This window comes from Streptomyces violaceusniger Tu 4113, from assembly GCF_000147815.2.
GTDB classification, from domain to species: Bacteria; Actinomycetota; Actinomycetes; order Streptomycetales; family Streptomycetaceae; genus Streptomyces; species Streptomyces violaceusniger_A.
Window position 1 is genome coordinate 4,475,181 of record NC_015957.1, and the last position, 12,698, is coordinate 4,487,878.

Annotated in this window: 12 protein-coding genes and 1 pseudogene; 6 read left to right on the forward strand and 7 right to left on the reverse strand. The window is 73.1% G+C overall.

The annotated features are described in order from the left end of the window. Positions 1-80: 80 nt before the first annotated feature. The gene (locus STRVI_RS18805; RefSeq protein WP_014057261.1) at positions 81-1,358 is read right to left on the reverse strand and encodes a hypothetical protein; all 1,278 of its coding nucleotides are present in this window, start codon (positions 1,356-1,358) and stop codon (positions 81-83) included. Continuing rightward, a complete protein-coding gene (locus tag STRVI_RS18810; RefSeq protein WP_014057262.1) occupies positions 1,355-4,291 on the reverse strand; it encodes a DEAD/DEAH box helicase in 2,937 nt (978 codons plus the stop codon). Before STRVI_RS18810 ends, STRVI_RS18805 begins: the two co-directional genes overlap by 4 nt. A gap of 142 nt (positions 4,292-4,433) precedes the next feature. On the opposite strand from STRVI_RS18810, the gene STRVI_RS18815 reads away from it, so the two are divergent. Further along, on the forward strand, positions 4,434-4,616 hold the full coding sequence (locus tag STRVI_RS18815; RefSeq protein ID WP_014057263.1) for a hypothetical protein: 183 nt from the start codon (positions 4,434-4,436) through the stop codon (positions 4,614-4,616). A gap of 311 nt (positions 4,617-4,927) precedes the next feature. Here STRVI_RS18815 and STRVI_RS18820 read toward each other — a convergent pair whose 3' ends face one another. Further along, the gene (locus STRVI_RS18820) at positions 4,928-5,725 is read right to left on the reverse strand and encodes a hypothetical protein (protein WP_014057264.1); all 798 of its coding nucleotides are present in this window, start codon (positions 5,723-5,725) and stop codon (positions 4,928-4,930) included. A 102-nt stretch (positions 5,726-5,827) separates the two neighbouring features. After that, positions 5,828-6,364, reverse strand: coding sequence for a PadR family transcriptional regulator (locus STRVI_RS18825; RefSeq protein WP_043239173.1), 537 nt, complete (start codon positions 6,362-6,364; stop codon positions 5,828-5,830). Between the two features lie 115 nt (positions 6,365-6,479). Between STRVI_RS18825 and STRVI_RS18830 the strand changes: the two are divergent. After that, positions 6,480-7,069: pseudogene (locus tag STRVI_RS18830) on the forward strand (alpha/beta fold hydrolase). Between the two features lie 36 nt (positions 7,070-7,105). On the opposite strand, the gene STRVI_RS18835 reads toward STRVI_RS18830, so the two are convergent. Next, positions 7,106-7,726: a class I SAM-dependent methyltransferase gene (locus STRVI_RS18835; RefSeq protein WP_014057266.1), complete on the reverse strand. Its 621-nt coding sequence runs from the start codon at positions 7,724-7,726 to the stop codon at positions 7,106-7,108. Between the two features lie 240 nt (positions 7,727-7,966). Here STRVI_RS18835 and STRVI_RS18840 point away from each other — a divergent pair, with 240 nt between their 5' ends. Together STRVI_RS18840 and STRVI_RS18845 are read left to right on the forward strand one after the other, a co-directional pair. Further along, a complete protein-coding gene (locus STRVI_RS18840) occupies positions 7,967-8,485 on the forward strand; it encodes a roadblock/LC7 domain-containing protein (RefSeq protein ID WP_014057267.1) in 519 nt (172 codons plus the stop codon). Then, on the forward strand, positions 8,454-9,647 hold the full coding sequence (locus STRVI_RS18845) for an alcohol dehydrogenase catalytic domain-containing protein (RefSeq protein WP_014057268.1): 1,194 nt from the start codon (positions 8,454-8,456) through the stop codon (positions 9,645-9,647). Before STRVI_RS18840 ends, STRVI_RS18845 begins: the two co-directional genes overlap by 32 nt. 53 nt (positions 9,648-9,700) lie before the next feature. On the opposite strand, the gene STRVI_RS18850 is transcribed toward STRVI_RS18845, so the two are convergent. Continuing rightward, a complete protein-coding gene (locus STRVI_RS18850) occupies positions 9,701-10,129 on the reverse strand; it encodes a PPOX class F420-dependent oxidoreductase (protein ID WP_014057269.1) in 429 nt (142 codons plus the stop codon). A gap of 119 nt (positions 10,130-10,248) precedes the next feature. Here STRVI_RS18850 and STRVI_RS18855 point away from each other — a divergent pair, with 119 nt between their 5' ends. Together STRVI_RS18855 and STRVI_RS18860 are read left to right on the forward strand one after the other, a co-directional pair. Next, the gene (locus STRVI_RS18855; RefSeq protein ID WP_014057270.1) at positions 10,249-10,653 is read left to right on the forward strand and encodes a roadblock/LC7 domain-containing protein; all 405 of its coding nucleotides are present in this window, start codon (positions 10,249-10,251) and stop codon (positions 10,651-10,653) included. Between the two features lie 99 nt (positions 10,654-10,752). Beyond that, complete coding sequence (locus STRVI_RS18860; RefSeq protein WP_014057271.1) at positions 10,753-11,715, forward strand: DUF6397 family protein; 963 nt, start codon at positions 10,753-10,755, stop codon at positions 11,713-11,715. A gap of 30 nt (positions 11,716-11,745) precedes the next feature. Here STRVI_RS18860 and STRVI_RS18865 read toward each other — a convergent pair whose 3' ends face one another. Next, on the reverse strand, positions 11,746-12,672 hold the full coding sequence (locus tag STRVI_RS18865) for an acyl-CoA thioesterase (RefSeq protein WP_014057272.1): 927 nt from the start codon (positions 12,670-12,672) through the stop codon (positions 11,746-11,748). Between the last annotated feature and the right edge of the window lie 26 nt (positions 12,673-12,698).

Below are 12,698 nucleotides of genomic sequence, written 5' to 3' on the forward strand. Positions count from 1 at the left end.
ACGGACGGCACCGTCGGCGCTGGCTTCTGCTCGCCGCGCGGCCGGTGGCGGAAGGATGCCGCCACCGGCCGCGCGCCGCGTCAGCCGTCGGAGCCGGGCATCGCCAGCGCCGCCGCCGGGTCGTGTCCGGCCGGGCCCGCCGGCCACCAGCGGCCGTGTTCCTTGCGGTACGGCCACCAGCGGCCGTCGCGTCCGTAGCGCACCTGGAGATCGGCGCCCACCACCGTCCAGCGGTTCCCCGCGGCGCGCAGCCCGGGCGCCCGCTCGTCCTCCTCCCAGGCGGCGGCGAGCTGCACGCGGGCACGCGCGAGGGCTGCCGCGTCCGGCGTCCACTCCTCCTCCAGAACGGTGAGCGCGGCGGCCCCGCCGTGCTCCCAGGCACGGACGGCCCGCGCCAGATCGGCGCGGTCACGCCCGCAACCGGCCGCCAGCCGGGCGGCGATAGGCGCCGGGGGACCGGCGGCGGCCAGCCGCACCGTGTCCTGCCACACCGTCAGTACCGCCGGGACCGGGGAGGAGGCGTGGCCGGGCGAGAGGGCCTCGGCCAGCAGCCGCCGGGCGCGTACGGCGGCGTCCGCCGCCAGGAACTCCAGCGCGGCGACGTCCAGTCCCTCGGCCGGGTCCGTGCCGCTCGCCAGCGCCGGAGGACGGCCGGGCGCGGCGACGGCGGGCGGCGGTGCGGGCAGCGGCGGCCGACCGGGCGCGGCGAACGCCTCCCGGGCCGGTACGCCCTCGGGTGCCGCGGGAGAGGCGTCCTCCGCCGTTGGTGGGAGGTACGGGGCGGCCCGCGCCGCGCTGCGCACCTGGAGTTCGTCCAGCAGCTCCCGCTCCCCGCGTCCGCGCATCAGGAGCAGCAGATACGGATCCTCGTCCAGCAGCCGGGCCAGCTGGTAGCACAGCGCGGCGGTGTGCAGGCAGTGATCCCACGCCTCGCAGCCGCACTCCGGTTCCAGATCGCCTATCCCCGGCAGCAGTTCGACGCCCACGGCCGCCGCGTCCTCGGCCAACTGCGGGGGCATGTCGCGGTCCAGCAGGGCGGCGATATGGCCGGAGCGGTCCGCGACCACCCCCAGCAGCCGGTCCCATTCCGCCTCCGTGAACTCCCGCAGCAGTACGTCGGATCGGTAAGGCGTGCGGTCGCGGTCCCGCACCACGCCGGTGACCCGGCCCGGACGTACGCACACCGCGCCCACCGCGCCCTCGCGCGCCTGCTTGCGGCCGCGCTTCAACTGCTCTCCGTCCAGCGCGGTGTCCTCCAGGGCCTTCAGCCACGCCCGGCCCCACCAGGTGCCGGCGAAGCCGCGGCCGTGGGCGGGTGGCAGGGCGGCGAAGGTGCGCTCGACCTCGGCACGGCTCATCGTTCGGTCCCCCGCAGCTCCACGAGCTCTGCCAGCTCGGCGTCGGTCAGTTCGGTCAGCGCGCCCTCGCCGGAGCCGAGCACGGCGTCCGCCAGCTCCTGCTTGCGTGTCAGCATCGCGGCGATGCGGTCCTCCACGGTCCCCTCCGCGATGATGCGGTGGACCTGCACCGGCTGGGTCTGGCCGATGCGGTACGCGCGGTCGGTGGCCTGGGCCTCGACGGCCGGGTTCCACCAGCGGTCGTAGTGCACGACATGCCCGGCCCGGGTGAGATTGAGCCCCGTGCCCGCCGCCTTCAGCGACAGCAGGAACACCGGGACCTCGCCGTCCTGGAAGCTCCGCACCATCTCCTCGCGCCGCGCCACCGGCGTACCGCCGTGCAGGAGCTGGGTCGGCACCCCGCGCGCGGCCAGATGGCCCTCGAGGATGCGCGCCATCTGGACGTACTGGGTGAAGACCAGAACGCTCGCGCCCTCGGCCAGGATGGTGTCCAGCAACTCGTCGAGCAGCTCCAGCTTGCCGGAGCGCCCGGGGATCACGGGCCGGTCCTCCTTCAGATACTGCGCCGGGTGATTGCAGATCTGCTTCAGCCCGGTGAGGAGCTTGACGATGAGCCCGCGCCGGACGAGACCGCCGGTGCCGGAGATCTCGGCGAGGATTTCGCGCACCACCGCCTCGTAGAGCCCGGCCTGCTCCTTGGTGAGCGCGACGGCCCGGTCCGTCTCGGTCTTCGGCGGCAGCTCCGGGGCGATACCGGGGTCGGACTTGCGGCGCCTGAGCAGAAAGGGCCGGACCAGTTTCGCCAGCCGCGCGGCCGCCTCGGGGTCGCTTCCGCTCTCCACGGCCTGGGCGTAGCGCCTGCGGAACGCACCGTGGGTGCCCAGCACTCCTGGCGTGGTCCAGTCGAGGATCGCCCACAGCTCGGAGAGGTTGTTCTCGATGGGGGTTCCGGAGAGCGCCACGCGCGCCTGTGCGCCGATGGTGCGGAGCTGCCGCGCCGTCGCCGAGAACGGGTTCTTCACATGCTGGGCCTCGTCCGCGACCACCATGCCCCATGGCCCGGCCTCGGCCAGCCGCTGTGCGTCCAGCCGCATCGTGCCGTAGGTGGTGAGGACGAACTCGCCGTCCGCGAGGCCGTCCAGGCTGCGCGCGGGGCCGTGGAAACGGCGCACCGGGGTGCCCGGCGCGAACCTCTCGATCTCGCGCCGCCAATTGCCCATCAGGGAGGTGGGGCAGACCACCAGAGTGGGTCCGGAGGCTTCGGGGATGGATCGGCGGTGCAGATGGAGGGCGATCAGGGTGATGGTCTTGCCGAGCCCCATGTCGTCGGCGAGACAGCCGCCGAGGCCGATCGAGGTCATACGGACCAGCCAGTCCAGGCCGCGCAGCTGATAGTCGCGCAGCGTGGCGGCCAGAGCGGCCGGCTGGGACACGGGCGGTGGCTGTGCGCCGGCGGTCCCCTCGGGGTCGGCGAGGTGGTCCCGCAGGGCCTCCAGCCAGCCGGTGGGCCGTACCTCCACCTCGCTGCCGTCGGCTTCCGCGCGACCGGTAAGGACGGCACCGAGGGCGTCGGCGGGGGTGAGCTTGCGGTCCTGCCGGTCGCGGACGCGGCGGGCCGCCTCGGGGTCGAGGAGGACCCATTGGTCGCGCAACCGCACCACCGGCCGGCTGGCCTCGGCGAGCTGGTCCAGCTCGGCGCGGGTGAGCTCCTGGTCGCCCACGGCGAACCGCCAGCTGAAGCGCAGCAGCGCGTCGGCGGAGAGAAAGGCGGGGAACCGGGGCCCGCCGTCGTCCTGAGCCTCGTCGTCGTCCGGGCCGATGACGGCACGTGCGGTGAGCCCACGGGCCAGCTCCCTGGGCCAGTGCACCTGGACCCCGGCGGCGTCCAGCGCCCCGGCCGCAGGGCCGAGCAGCTCGGCGACCTCCTCGTCGGCGAGGTCCAGGGCGTCCGGCACGGCGGCCGACAGCAGCGGGGCGAGCGGCGCCCAGGCGCGGGCCGCGCGCCGCAGGGTCAGCAGCGCGTCCATACGGGCGCGCGGACCGAGGGCCGGGATGACGGGCGAGGTGCCCGCCCAGACATCGGCGGCGTCCGCGACCAGCGCCGGGTCGGTGAGGCTGTGCAGCTGGAGGACGGCACGGAAGTGCGGCCTGTCCGCCTTACCGTTCCCACCGCCGCCGTGCAGCAGCTCGATACGGACCGAGAGCCGCACCCCCGCGTCATGCCCGGCGGCCACGTCGGCGGCCCAGGCCCGCTGTTCGGGCAGCCGCCGTGGCGCGGTGGCGGCGAAGGCGGGGCCGCCCGCGGCCAGCGCCGCGGCGGGCGAGCGCGGCAGGCCGTCCGCCACCGCGTCCAGGAACGCGCGCAGCTGCCGCTCGGGCTCGGGCAGCAGCACCGGGCCGGAGGCGGGCAGCGGCGTCGCGTGCGCGCTGGGCGGCATGGCGGCGGCCAGTTCACGCACCCGTGTCAGGTCGTCGGGGGTGAGCGGGCCGACGCGCCAGGCGTCGTGGTCGGTGGCGGTGAGCCCGGGCAGCAGCTTTCCGCGGGCCGCGAGTTGGAGGGCGAGTACGGCGGCGGCGCCCCAGAAGGCCGTGGCGGGGTCGCACTGGCCCGGACCGGCCTGGGCAGCCCGCGCCCGGGCGCGGGTGAGCACCGGCAGCGCCTCGCCCATGGGCAGCACGAGCGCCTGTACGGTCCGGGTCCGGACGTCGAGACCGGTGGGGGCGGGGCCGGTGGAGCCGTCGTCGGGGGCGTCCACCGGGACGGCGACCGTCAGCTCCTCGGCCGAGCCGGTGGCGGGACCGGAAGGGGTGGAGCCGTCCGGCCGCCAGAACGCGATCCGGCCGGTGCGTGCCGGATCACCGGGAAGGAAGACCGCGGTGCAGCGGGAGAGTTCGGCGACGTCGGAGGGTGTTGCCGCGGAGGGTGGGGTCACAGCGCTGAGCGTTCCTCAAATTTGACTAGTGGAGCCCGGGCCGCCCGAGGGTACAGGATGACGGCGCGAGGAGGAACCGGGTGCCGTCGGCGTCCGTTGTGTGGAGTGAGTGCGGCTATGGGCCGTGAAGGAGGCGGGTGAAATGTCCACACGCGCGAAGGTCGCCACCGGTGGTGTGGTGGCAGGTGTGATCCTGCTCTGGGTGTTGCCCTTCTGGGCGGCGCTGCTGGTGATCGTGGGAGTGCCGGCGGCGGCCTATCTGCTGCTTGACTCCTCCCAGCGCCGCAGGTTGCACAGGGTCTCCCGTAAGCAGCTGGGCCGCTGAAGCAGCCGCGGCCGCCGAGCGCGGCCGCGGAAGGCGGCCGGCCGGGCTCGGGGCCACGGGCGGCGCGCAGCCGGGAGTGACCGTGCAGTACCGATCGCGGACCGCTCGCGACCCCGTTTCGGGGCCCGGCCGGCTGGGGGAGCAGTCATGTCCCGCTGAGGCCCGGGGCCGGGACGCAGTGGGCCGTGGCGACCGTAAGGACGGCGGGCCATGTACTCGTCGTCCGTGACCTGCCTGGACGGGGGAGGGTGCTCAGGTTCTCAGTGGGGGCGCGCACGGCCGGCCGCTCAGGTCTTGGCGCGGGCGCGCTCTCAGTGGGGTCGCACGGCCAGCTTGTCGAGGGCCGTCAGCAGCTCCGGCAGCTCGGGGCCACGGCCGACCGGCAGCACCTCGCCCGGAGCGTCGTCCAGCAGCACGAAGGCGATGTCGTCGGTCCGGGCCACCATGCTCCAGCCCGGCCCGTCGGCCCGGAGTGTCCGCGCGTCACCGGAGGCGAACGCCGAACGGATCCGGCCCGTCGGCGGGGGCGAGGCCAGATAGCCGCGCGCCTCCTCGAGCACCCGCCGTACGCCCCCATGCGGCTTCTCGCCCGGGGCCACGAACGTCACATCGCTGTCGACCTGCTCACGCCAGATCGCCCACTGGAGCGCGATCTCATCGGCGCCGAGCCGCCGCTGGGCCGGGCCCCACCGCTCGGAGTCCGGCGGCGTCAGCGGCGCCCGGGAGGCGTCCGCCCCCAGCTCGGCGCCGGGAGCGGGGTCATGGGGAGCCGGTACGCCCGGGGCGGCCACGGCCACCGCGAGCGGCCAGCCGGGAAGGGAGGCGACCACCGTCCGGTCGTCGATGGCCAAGGCGTACTCCATACCGCAGTCCCAGGTCGCGATGGCGCACGCCACGAGTGACACATCGTCGGTGACCACCGTCCAGCGGGCACCGCCGCCGTCCTGCCCCAGCACCAGTCCGTAGCCGGTCTCGTACGGCTCCAGCCCGAGCACGGCACATGCCTCGGGATAGTCGTCACCGAGCACGCTCGGGAATTGAGCGGGTGTCAGCAGCACCGCGGTCAGCACATACAGTGCCTCGTCGCCTGACTCCTCCGTGGCGGGCACGACAGCCTCCTCTTGCGCATGCGGATCCGAAGGGCGATCCGTCGTCGCGCACCTTAACCACCCAGTAGCCATGGAGTCGAGACATCGGGTCGCGGTCGGTCCTCAGTCGTCGGTCGCCGCGCGGAGCGTGTCGAGCGTGCGCCGCAGCCAGGACAGTTCGGCCTGGCTGGTGGCCCGGGCGATGGTGAGGATGCCACGCCGGAAGGGGTCCTCCACCTCCTCGGCCCGCAGCGGACGGTCGCCCTCGTAGAAGAAGCTCGACGGCTGCCGCAGAAAGGCCATCCGGCGCGACAGCAGCTCCGCCTGTGCCGAGGGGTCGTCGAGATGCCGCAGGAACGCCAGCAGGGTGAACCAGCGGTTCTCGTCGGTGATGTCGATGTCCGCCGGATGCGCGAGGCGGCGGCGCAGCTCCGCATGTCCCTCGGGGGTCAGCGTGAGGACATGCCGGGGCGCCGCCCCCGCGCCCGGCTGGGTCCGGCGGGCCAGCAGCCCGGCCTTCTCCAGCCGCTTGATCGCCGGGTAGAGGGTGCTCTCGGCCACGGGTTTCACATGTCCGGTCAGCGCGGCGATGCGCTTGCGCAACTCGTAACCGTGCAGGGGGGCGTCGTGGAGGAAGCCCAGGATGGCGAGTTCGAGCATGATCGCATTATGCCGCATGACCGCTGTACCTCGCAGACGCAATACATCGGGCCCGTTGTATTGCCAGGTGTCCGACCCGATCCGTAAGGGGGAGTCAGGGCATCCAGCACGCTTCATTCGGCCCGGAGAGGGCCGCATCGGATGGACCGGCACGGCCGGGGCCGGGGACGGCGGCCCGCCGCGGGTCTATGTCCATGGGCTCGGCGCGTCATCGGCCGTCTATCACGCCCATATAGCCGCCGTCCCGGCTCTCGCGGGCCGTCGGTCGCTCTTCGTGGACCTGCCCGGCCACGGGATCAACGACCGCCCCGCCGATTTCGGCTACACGCTGGAGGACCACGCCGACGCGCCGGCCGCGACCCTCGACGCGGCCGGGATGTGGGGCGCCGAGCTCATCGGGCACAGCGTGGAGACCCTGGAACGGATCGGGCCGGTGTGGCGGGCGACGATGCGGCTCGCCGACCCGACCGCCCTGCACCGCAGCGCGTGCGCGCCGGCCACGGCACCCGGCCGACCATGCGGGCGATGCTCCTCGGCCCGGAGATCCCCCGCACATATCTCGTCGGCGGGAACGGCGAGGAGCTCACCGGGCGCGAGGAGCTGACGGCGGCCGGGGTGACGGTCCGCACCGTGCCCGGAGCGGGGCACAACGTGATGTTCGACAACGCCCCCGGCTTCGCGGCGGCGATCGCGGATCAGCCCTGACCGGACCGATCCGGCTGACCGGTCCGGTCGGCCCGTCTAGTCGATTTGGCGGACGGCGAGCGCCAGAAAGCGTGTGTCCTCGTCGGCGTACGACTCCAGGCGCCAGCCGGCGCCCGCCAGCAACGGCCGTAGCTGGGGCTCCGCCCGCAGGTCGTCGGGGGTGAGGGAGCGGCCGTGGCGGGCGGCGAGAGCGGCCCGCCCCACCGGATGGAACAGCGCGAGCCGCCCGCCGGGGCGCACCACCCGGGCCAGCTCCCGCAAGCCCGGCCCTGGCTCGGCGAGATGGGAGATCAGCCCGGCGGCGAACACCGCGTCGAGGCAGCCGTCGCGCAGCGGCAGCCGCGCCACATCGGCGAGGGCGAGGCCCGCGAAGCCGTCCCGGCCCTGGCGTACGGCGGCGTCCAGCATGGCGGGCGTGAGGTCCACGCCGAGAACGGTCCCCGCGGGGCCGACCGCGGCGCGCAGCGCAGGCAGCGCGCGCCCCGTCCCGCACCCCGCGTCGAGGACCGCGTCCCCGGTCCGCGGTCCCAGGTCGGCGACGGCGCCGGCGTAGGCGGGGCCGTCGTCCGGGAAGCGGCTGTCCCAGTCGGCCGACCGGGGAGTGAAGAAGTCCCTCACGTCGGCCGCACTGTTTCCGTGGGAGGGCTCATGTGGCACGGGAACTCCTCGGGACACCTGGGGTACGACGGTGAAGCGATGCGATGAGCAAGCAGCCTACGCCCGCATCGAGTGCAGATTCGGACGCTGACCGATCGCTCTGGCATCTGACTCTGTCAAATTTCAACAGGTTCCGTAATGCGCCCCCAAGGTGCACCCCTGCCGGGTCTAGCGTCCCTGGCCCAAAGGGGACCTGGAGCGCCGCCCGGCGCGGCGCATCCCGACCGAGGGAGACCGCCCATGACCAAGCCCCGCAGTGCCGCCGCACGCTCCATGGCCGATCTCGACCGGATCCTGGACGATCTGGTGGCCGGGGCCGGAGGCGTACGCCATGCCGTGGTGCTCTCCCGGGACGGGGCGACCGTCAGCGCGTCCCATGGGCTCTCCCGTCAGGAGGCCGAGCACCTGGCCGTCGTCGCCTCCGGATTCCACCGCGTCGCCGCGAGCGCGGGGCGCCGGGGGCGCGGCGGCCCGCCCCGGCGGACGATGATCGAGATGGCGGCGGGCCTCCTCTGCGTCGCGGCGCTGGCGGACGGCGCGTGCCTGGCCGTTCTGAGCACCGCGGGCGCCGAGACGGGCGTGGTCGCCGAGGAGACATCCCGGCTCGTGGACCTGGTGGAGCGGCGGCGCGGGCCGTGGTCCCGCCGACGCTTCGGCCGGATTCGCCGGGGTACCCGGAACGGCTCCCGGAAGACCATGCCGACGACCACGGCGAAGGGATGCGGCGATGCGAGCGGTGACCTGGCAGGGCCGACATGATGTGCGGGTCGAGACGGTGCCGGACCCCATCCTCAAGGAGCCGACGGACGCGGTCGTCCGGATCACCACCACCGGGCTGTGCGGCTCCGATCTGCATCTGTACGAGGTGCTCACGCCCTTCATGACCCCCGGCGACATCCTCGGCCACGAGCCGATGGGCATCGTGGAGGAGACCGGTCCTGAGGTGACGCACATCAGCCCCGGCGACCGCGTGGTGGTCCCGTTCCAGATCGCCTGCGGACACTGCTGGATGTGCCGCTCCGGTCTGCCGACGCAGTGCGAGACCACCCAGGTCGCCGAGCACGGCATGGGGGCGGAACTCTTCGGCTACACCAAGCTCTACGGTGCGGTGGCCGGCGGCCAGGCGGAGTATCTGCGGGTGCCGCAGGCCCAGTACGGCCCGATCAAGGTGCCCGAAGGAGTCCAGGACGACCGCTACGTCTATCTGTCCGACGTGCTGCCCACGGCATGGCAGGCCGTCGAGTACGCGGAGATTCCGCGCGGCGGCACGCTCGCGGTCCTGGGACTGGGCCCCATCGGAATCATGGCCTGCCGGGTGGCGAAGGTCCGGGATACGGCCGACCGGGTCATCGGAGTGGATCTCGTCCCCGAACGGCTGCGCCGAGCGCGCGCCGACGGCGTCCAGGCGTATGACCTCAATGACTTCTCCCGTCAGGAGGACCTGGTCGAGGCCATCCTCTCGACCACCGGCGGCCGCGGACCGGACGCGGTCATCGACGCGGTGGGAGCGGAGGCCCACGGCAGCCCGCTCGGCCGGACCGCCCAGCGGGTCGCGGGCTTCCTTCCGAGGGACTGGGCCGCCAAGCTCACGGAGAAGGCCGGGGTCGACCGGCTGGCGGCGCTGCGGCTGGCCATCGCGCTGGTGCGGCGCGGTGGCACGATCTCCCTCAGCGGGGTGTACGGGGGCATGGCCGATCCGCTGCCGCTGATGACCATGTTCGACAAGCAGATCCAGCTACGGATGGGCCAGGCGAACGTGCGGCGCTGGGCCGACGACATCTTTCCGCTGCTGACGGACGACGACCCGCTGGGCGTCCACGGATTCGCCACCCATCGCATGCCGCTGGAGGAGGCACCCCGCGCCTATGAGATGTTCCAGCACAAGGAGGACGGTGCGATAAAGATCCTCATGCGCCCGTAAACGTCGGATGGGCGGGGGTGCGTCTTGAAGGAATGGATTTCGGTCGAATCTCGCTAGTCGGTGACTCCGGCGAGCGCGAGTACCTTGTCGATGCGCACCCTGACCAGCAGTTCGCCCGGCACGCCGTTGCGGTCGCCGAACTCCTTCGCCCGATCCTCACCCATGTAACGGGCGGCGATCCGGGTCGCCCAGTCGCGGACCTGCTGCAGATCGTCGATGAGTTCGGCCTGGCCCCGCAGCGTGACGAAGGCGAACGGCGGCCTGTCGTCGTCCACGCAAATGGCGACCCGGCCGTCGCGGGCCAAGTTGCGTCCCTTGACCGTCTCCTGACCTGTGTTGAAGAGAAGATCGTCACCGTCCAGCAGGAACCACACGGGGGCGATGTGCGGGCTTCCGTCGGCCCGCACGGTCGACAGCTTCGCGGTGCGGGTGCCCTCCATGAGGAACTTCTGCCACTGATCCTTGGTCATGTTCTGTGCCATGTCCCCATCCTGCGTCAATCAGCGCACAACCGTGGGGTGCCGGGCGGGGCGGGTTGCCCAGACGGCGGCAGTGAGAAAGGCTGGCACGCAGCTGAAGGGGAATCGGGGAGGAATCGGATATGGCAGTGAACAAGGGGCTCGACTGGTTACTGGACGACCTGACCGAGCGGATCGCGGAGATACGGCATGCGCTGGTGCTGTCCAACGACGGGCTGGTGACGGGGGCGAGTTCCACACTGGTGCGCCAGGACGCCGAGCACCTGGCCGCGGTGGCCTCGGGACTGCACAGTCTCGCCAAGGGGTCCGGGCACCACTTCCGGACGGGCCGGGTGCGGCAGACGATGGTCGAATTCGACGAGGGCGTCCTCTTCGTCACAGCGGCGGGGGACGGCAGCTGTCTGTGTGTGCTCACCGGGCCGGACTCCGATGTGGGGCAGGTCGCCTACGAGATGGCGCTGCTGGTCAACCGGGTGGGGGAGCACTTGGGAGTCGAGGCCAGGCAGGAGACCGGCACACCCGGCTGATGCCGCGCGGAAGTTATCCACAGGGCTGACCGACCGTCTTGCTTCGCGGCTATCGTCGTCACTGTCAGTGATTGAGGCAGTGCGGGGGAGGACGTCGCCATGGCAGTGCGGATGGATCAGGAGCTGCGGGAGAGCCAGGGGCCGTGGAGCCTGGAGTGGCTCGGGGAGCCGAGCGTACCGGGACAGGCGAGCGGGCCGGGAGACCCCGGCGGGCCGGCGGAGCCGGGCGGACCGGGCGAGAGTGTCGCGTTCGGCGCGGCGGCCCGGGCGCTGGGGCTCAAACCGCGAGAGTTCGAGCTGGCCGTGCAGTTGGGAGAGGTGCGCACCGTCACCACCGGCCTCGGCCGGCGGGTGGGGTGCGAGGAGTTGCGGCGGGTGACCGCCGCCGAGGGCTTCCCGGAGGCGCTCATCGTCCGCCTGCGCGTGGTCGGCACGGCGGAGGGCGCGGAGCTGCTCGGCATCAGCCAGGGCCGGCTCACCCGTCTCGCGCGCGGGGGCTTCTTCGCCCCCGTCCGGTTCTATATCAATCGCTATCGGGCCGTCGTATGGCTCTATCCGGCATCGGAGCTGACCGAGTTCGCCATCAGGCAGCCGGAGTTGCTGAGCGGCCGCACGCCGCCTGGGCTGAGCGTCGCATTGGCCGCCGGGGAGGACTGGCGGGCCGCGAAATGGCGCGGCCGCAGGATCGGCCAGTTGCTCGCCCAGACCGAGGACCCCTGGGAGCGGGCCGCGGTCCTGGCCTCGGTGCTGCGTTCCGTCGAACTGGCCTCGGCCGTGGCCGATCCGTACGAGCGGGCACATCTGCGGGCGCTGCGCCCCGCGCTCGTCCGGATGCGCCCCGAGGCCGGCGCGGTCCGGGACGTCATCGACGCGGTGGTCACGGCCGACGACCCACGGGAGATCCGGCGCTATCGGGCCGCCCTTGCTTCCTCACTGGGCGATGCCCGTCGGGCCCGGCCGGCGCCGCGCCCGGACGCCGGGGCGGAGCGGCCGCTCGAGGATCGCACCCCGGCCCCGGGCCGCCCGCGGAGCCTGTGGCAGAAGCTGGTCGGCAGGCGATGAGACACGGCGCGGCACACACCCCGGGGGCGCTCAGCCGCCGTCGATGGCTTCTCCGGCCGCTCCTTCGGCCGCGCCTCCGGCGGCACCTTCGGCGGGCCTTAGCGGGCGGAACAACCCCTCCTGCACCACCGACACCAGAAGCCGGCCCGCACGGTCGTAGATCCGGCCGCGCGCCAGTCCCCGGCCGCCCGTGGCCACGGGCGACTCCTGGTCGTAGAGAAACCACTCATCCGTGCGGAACGGCCGGTGGAACCACATGGCGTGATCCAGCGAGGCCATGTCGAAGCCCCGTGGGCCCCACAGCGGCTCGACCGGCATCCGCACCGCGTCCAGCAGCATCATGTCGCTCGCATAGGTGAGCGCGCAGGTGTGCACCAGCGGGTCGTCCCCGAGCGGCCCCACCGCGCGCATCCATACGGCGCTGCGCGGCTCCACGCCCTTGAGTTCCTCGTCCGTCCAGCGCAGCCGCTCCACATAGCGGACGTCGAAGGGCTGCCGGCGCTCCATGCGGGCGAACGCCTCGGGGAGCGCTCCCAGATGGGAGCGGACCTCGTCGGCGAGGGTCGGCAGACCTTCCGGCCCGGGCACCTCGGGCATCGGAAGCTGCTGCTCGATACCCGGCTCAGCAGCATGAAAGGAGGCCGTCAGATTGAAGATCGTGCGACCCTGCTGGATGGCGACGACCCGGCGGGTGGTGAAGGAGCGCCCGTCCCGGATCCGCTCCACCTGGTACACGATGGGCACACCCGGCCGCCCCGGCCGCAGGAAGTACGCGTGCAGCGAGTGCACCGGACGCAGCCCGTCGGTGGTCCGCCCGGCGGCCACCAGCGCCTGGCCCGCCACCTGCCCGCCGAACACCCGCTGCAGCGACTCATCGGGGCTGAGGCCGCGGAAGATGTCCTGCTCGATCCGTTCCAGATCGAGCAGATCGACCAGGCGCTCGGCGGGATTGGTCATCGGTGGTGCTCCTTCACTGAGGGGGC

Excerpts from the sequence above, each read along its gene's own strand:
- STRVI_RS18805 (WP_014057261.1), bottom strand. The coding sequence starts at position 1,358 with ATGAGCCGTGCCGAGGTCGAGCGCACCTTCGCCGCCCTGCCACCCGCC.
- STRVI_RS18815 (WP_014057263.1), top strand. The coding sequence starts at position 4,434 with ATGTCCACACGCGCGAAGGTCGCCACCGGTGGTGTGGTGGCAGGTGTG.
- STRVI_RS18825 (WP_043239173.1), bottom strand. The coding sequence starts at position 6,364 with ATGCTCGAACTCGCCATCCTGGGCTTCCTCCACGACGCCCCCCTGCAC.
- STRVI_RS18840 (WP_014057267.1), top strand. The coding sequence starts at position 7,967 with ATGACCAAGCCCCGCAGTGCCGCCGCACGCTCCATGGCCGATCTCGAC.
- STRVI_RS18845 (WP_014057268.1), top strand. The coding sequence starts at position 8,454 with ATGCGAGCGGTGACCTGGCAGGGCCGACATGATGTGCGGGTCGAGACG.
- STRVI_RS18850 (WP_014057269.1), bottom strand. The coding sequence starts at position 10,129 with ATGGCACAGAACATGACCAAGGATCAGTGGCAGAAGTTCCTCATGGAG.
- STRVI_RS18855 (WP_014057270.1), top strand. The coding sequence starts at position 10,249 with ATGGCAGTGAACAAGGGGCTCGACTGGTTACTGGACGACCTGACCGAG.
- STRVI_RS18860 (WP_014057271.1), top strand. The coding sequence starts at position 10,753 with ATGGCAGTGCGGATGGATCAGGAGCTGCGGGAGAGCCAGGGGCCGTGG.
- STRVI_RS18865 (WP_014057272.1), bottom strand. The coding sequence starts at position 12,672 with ATGACCAATCCCGCCGAGCGCCTGGTCGATCTGCTCGATCTGGAACGG.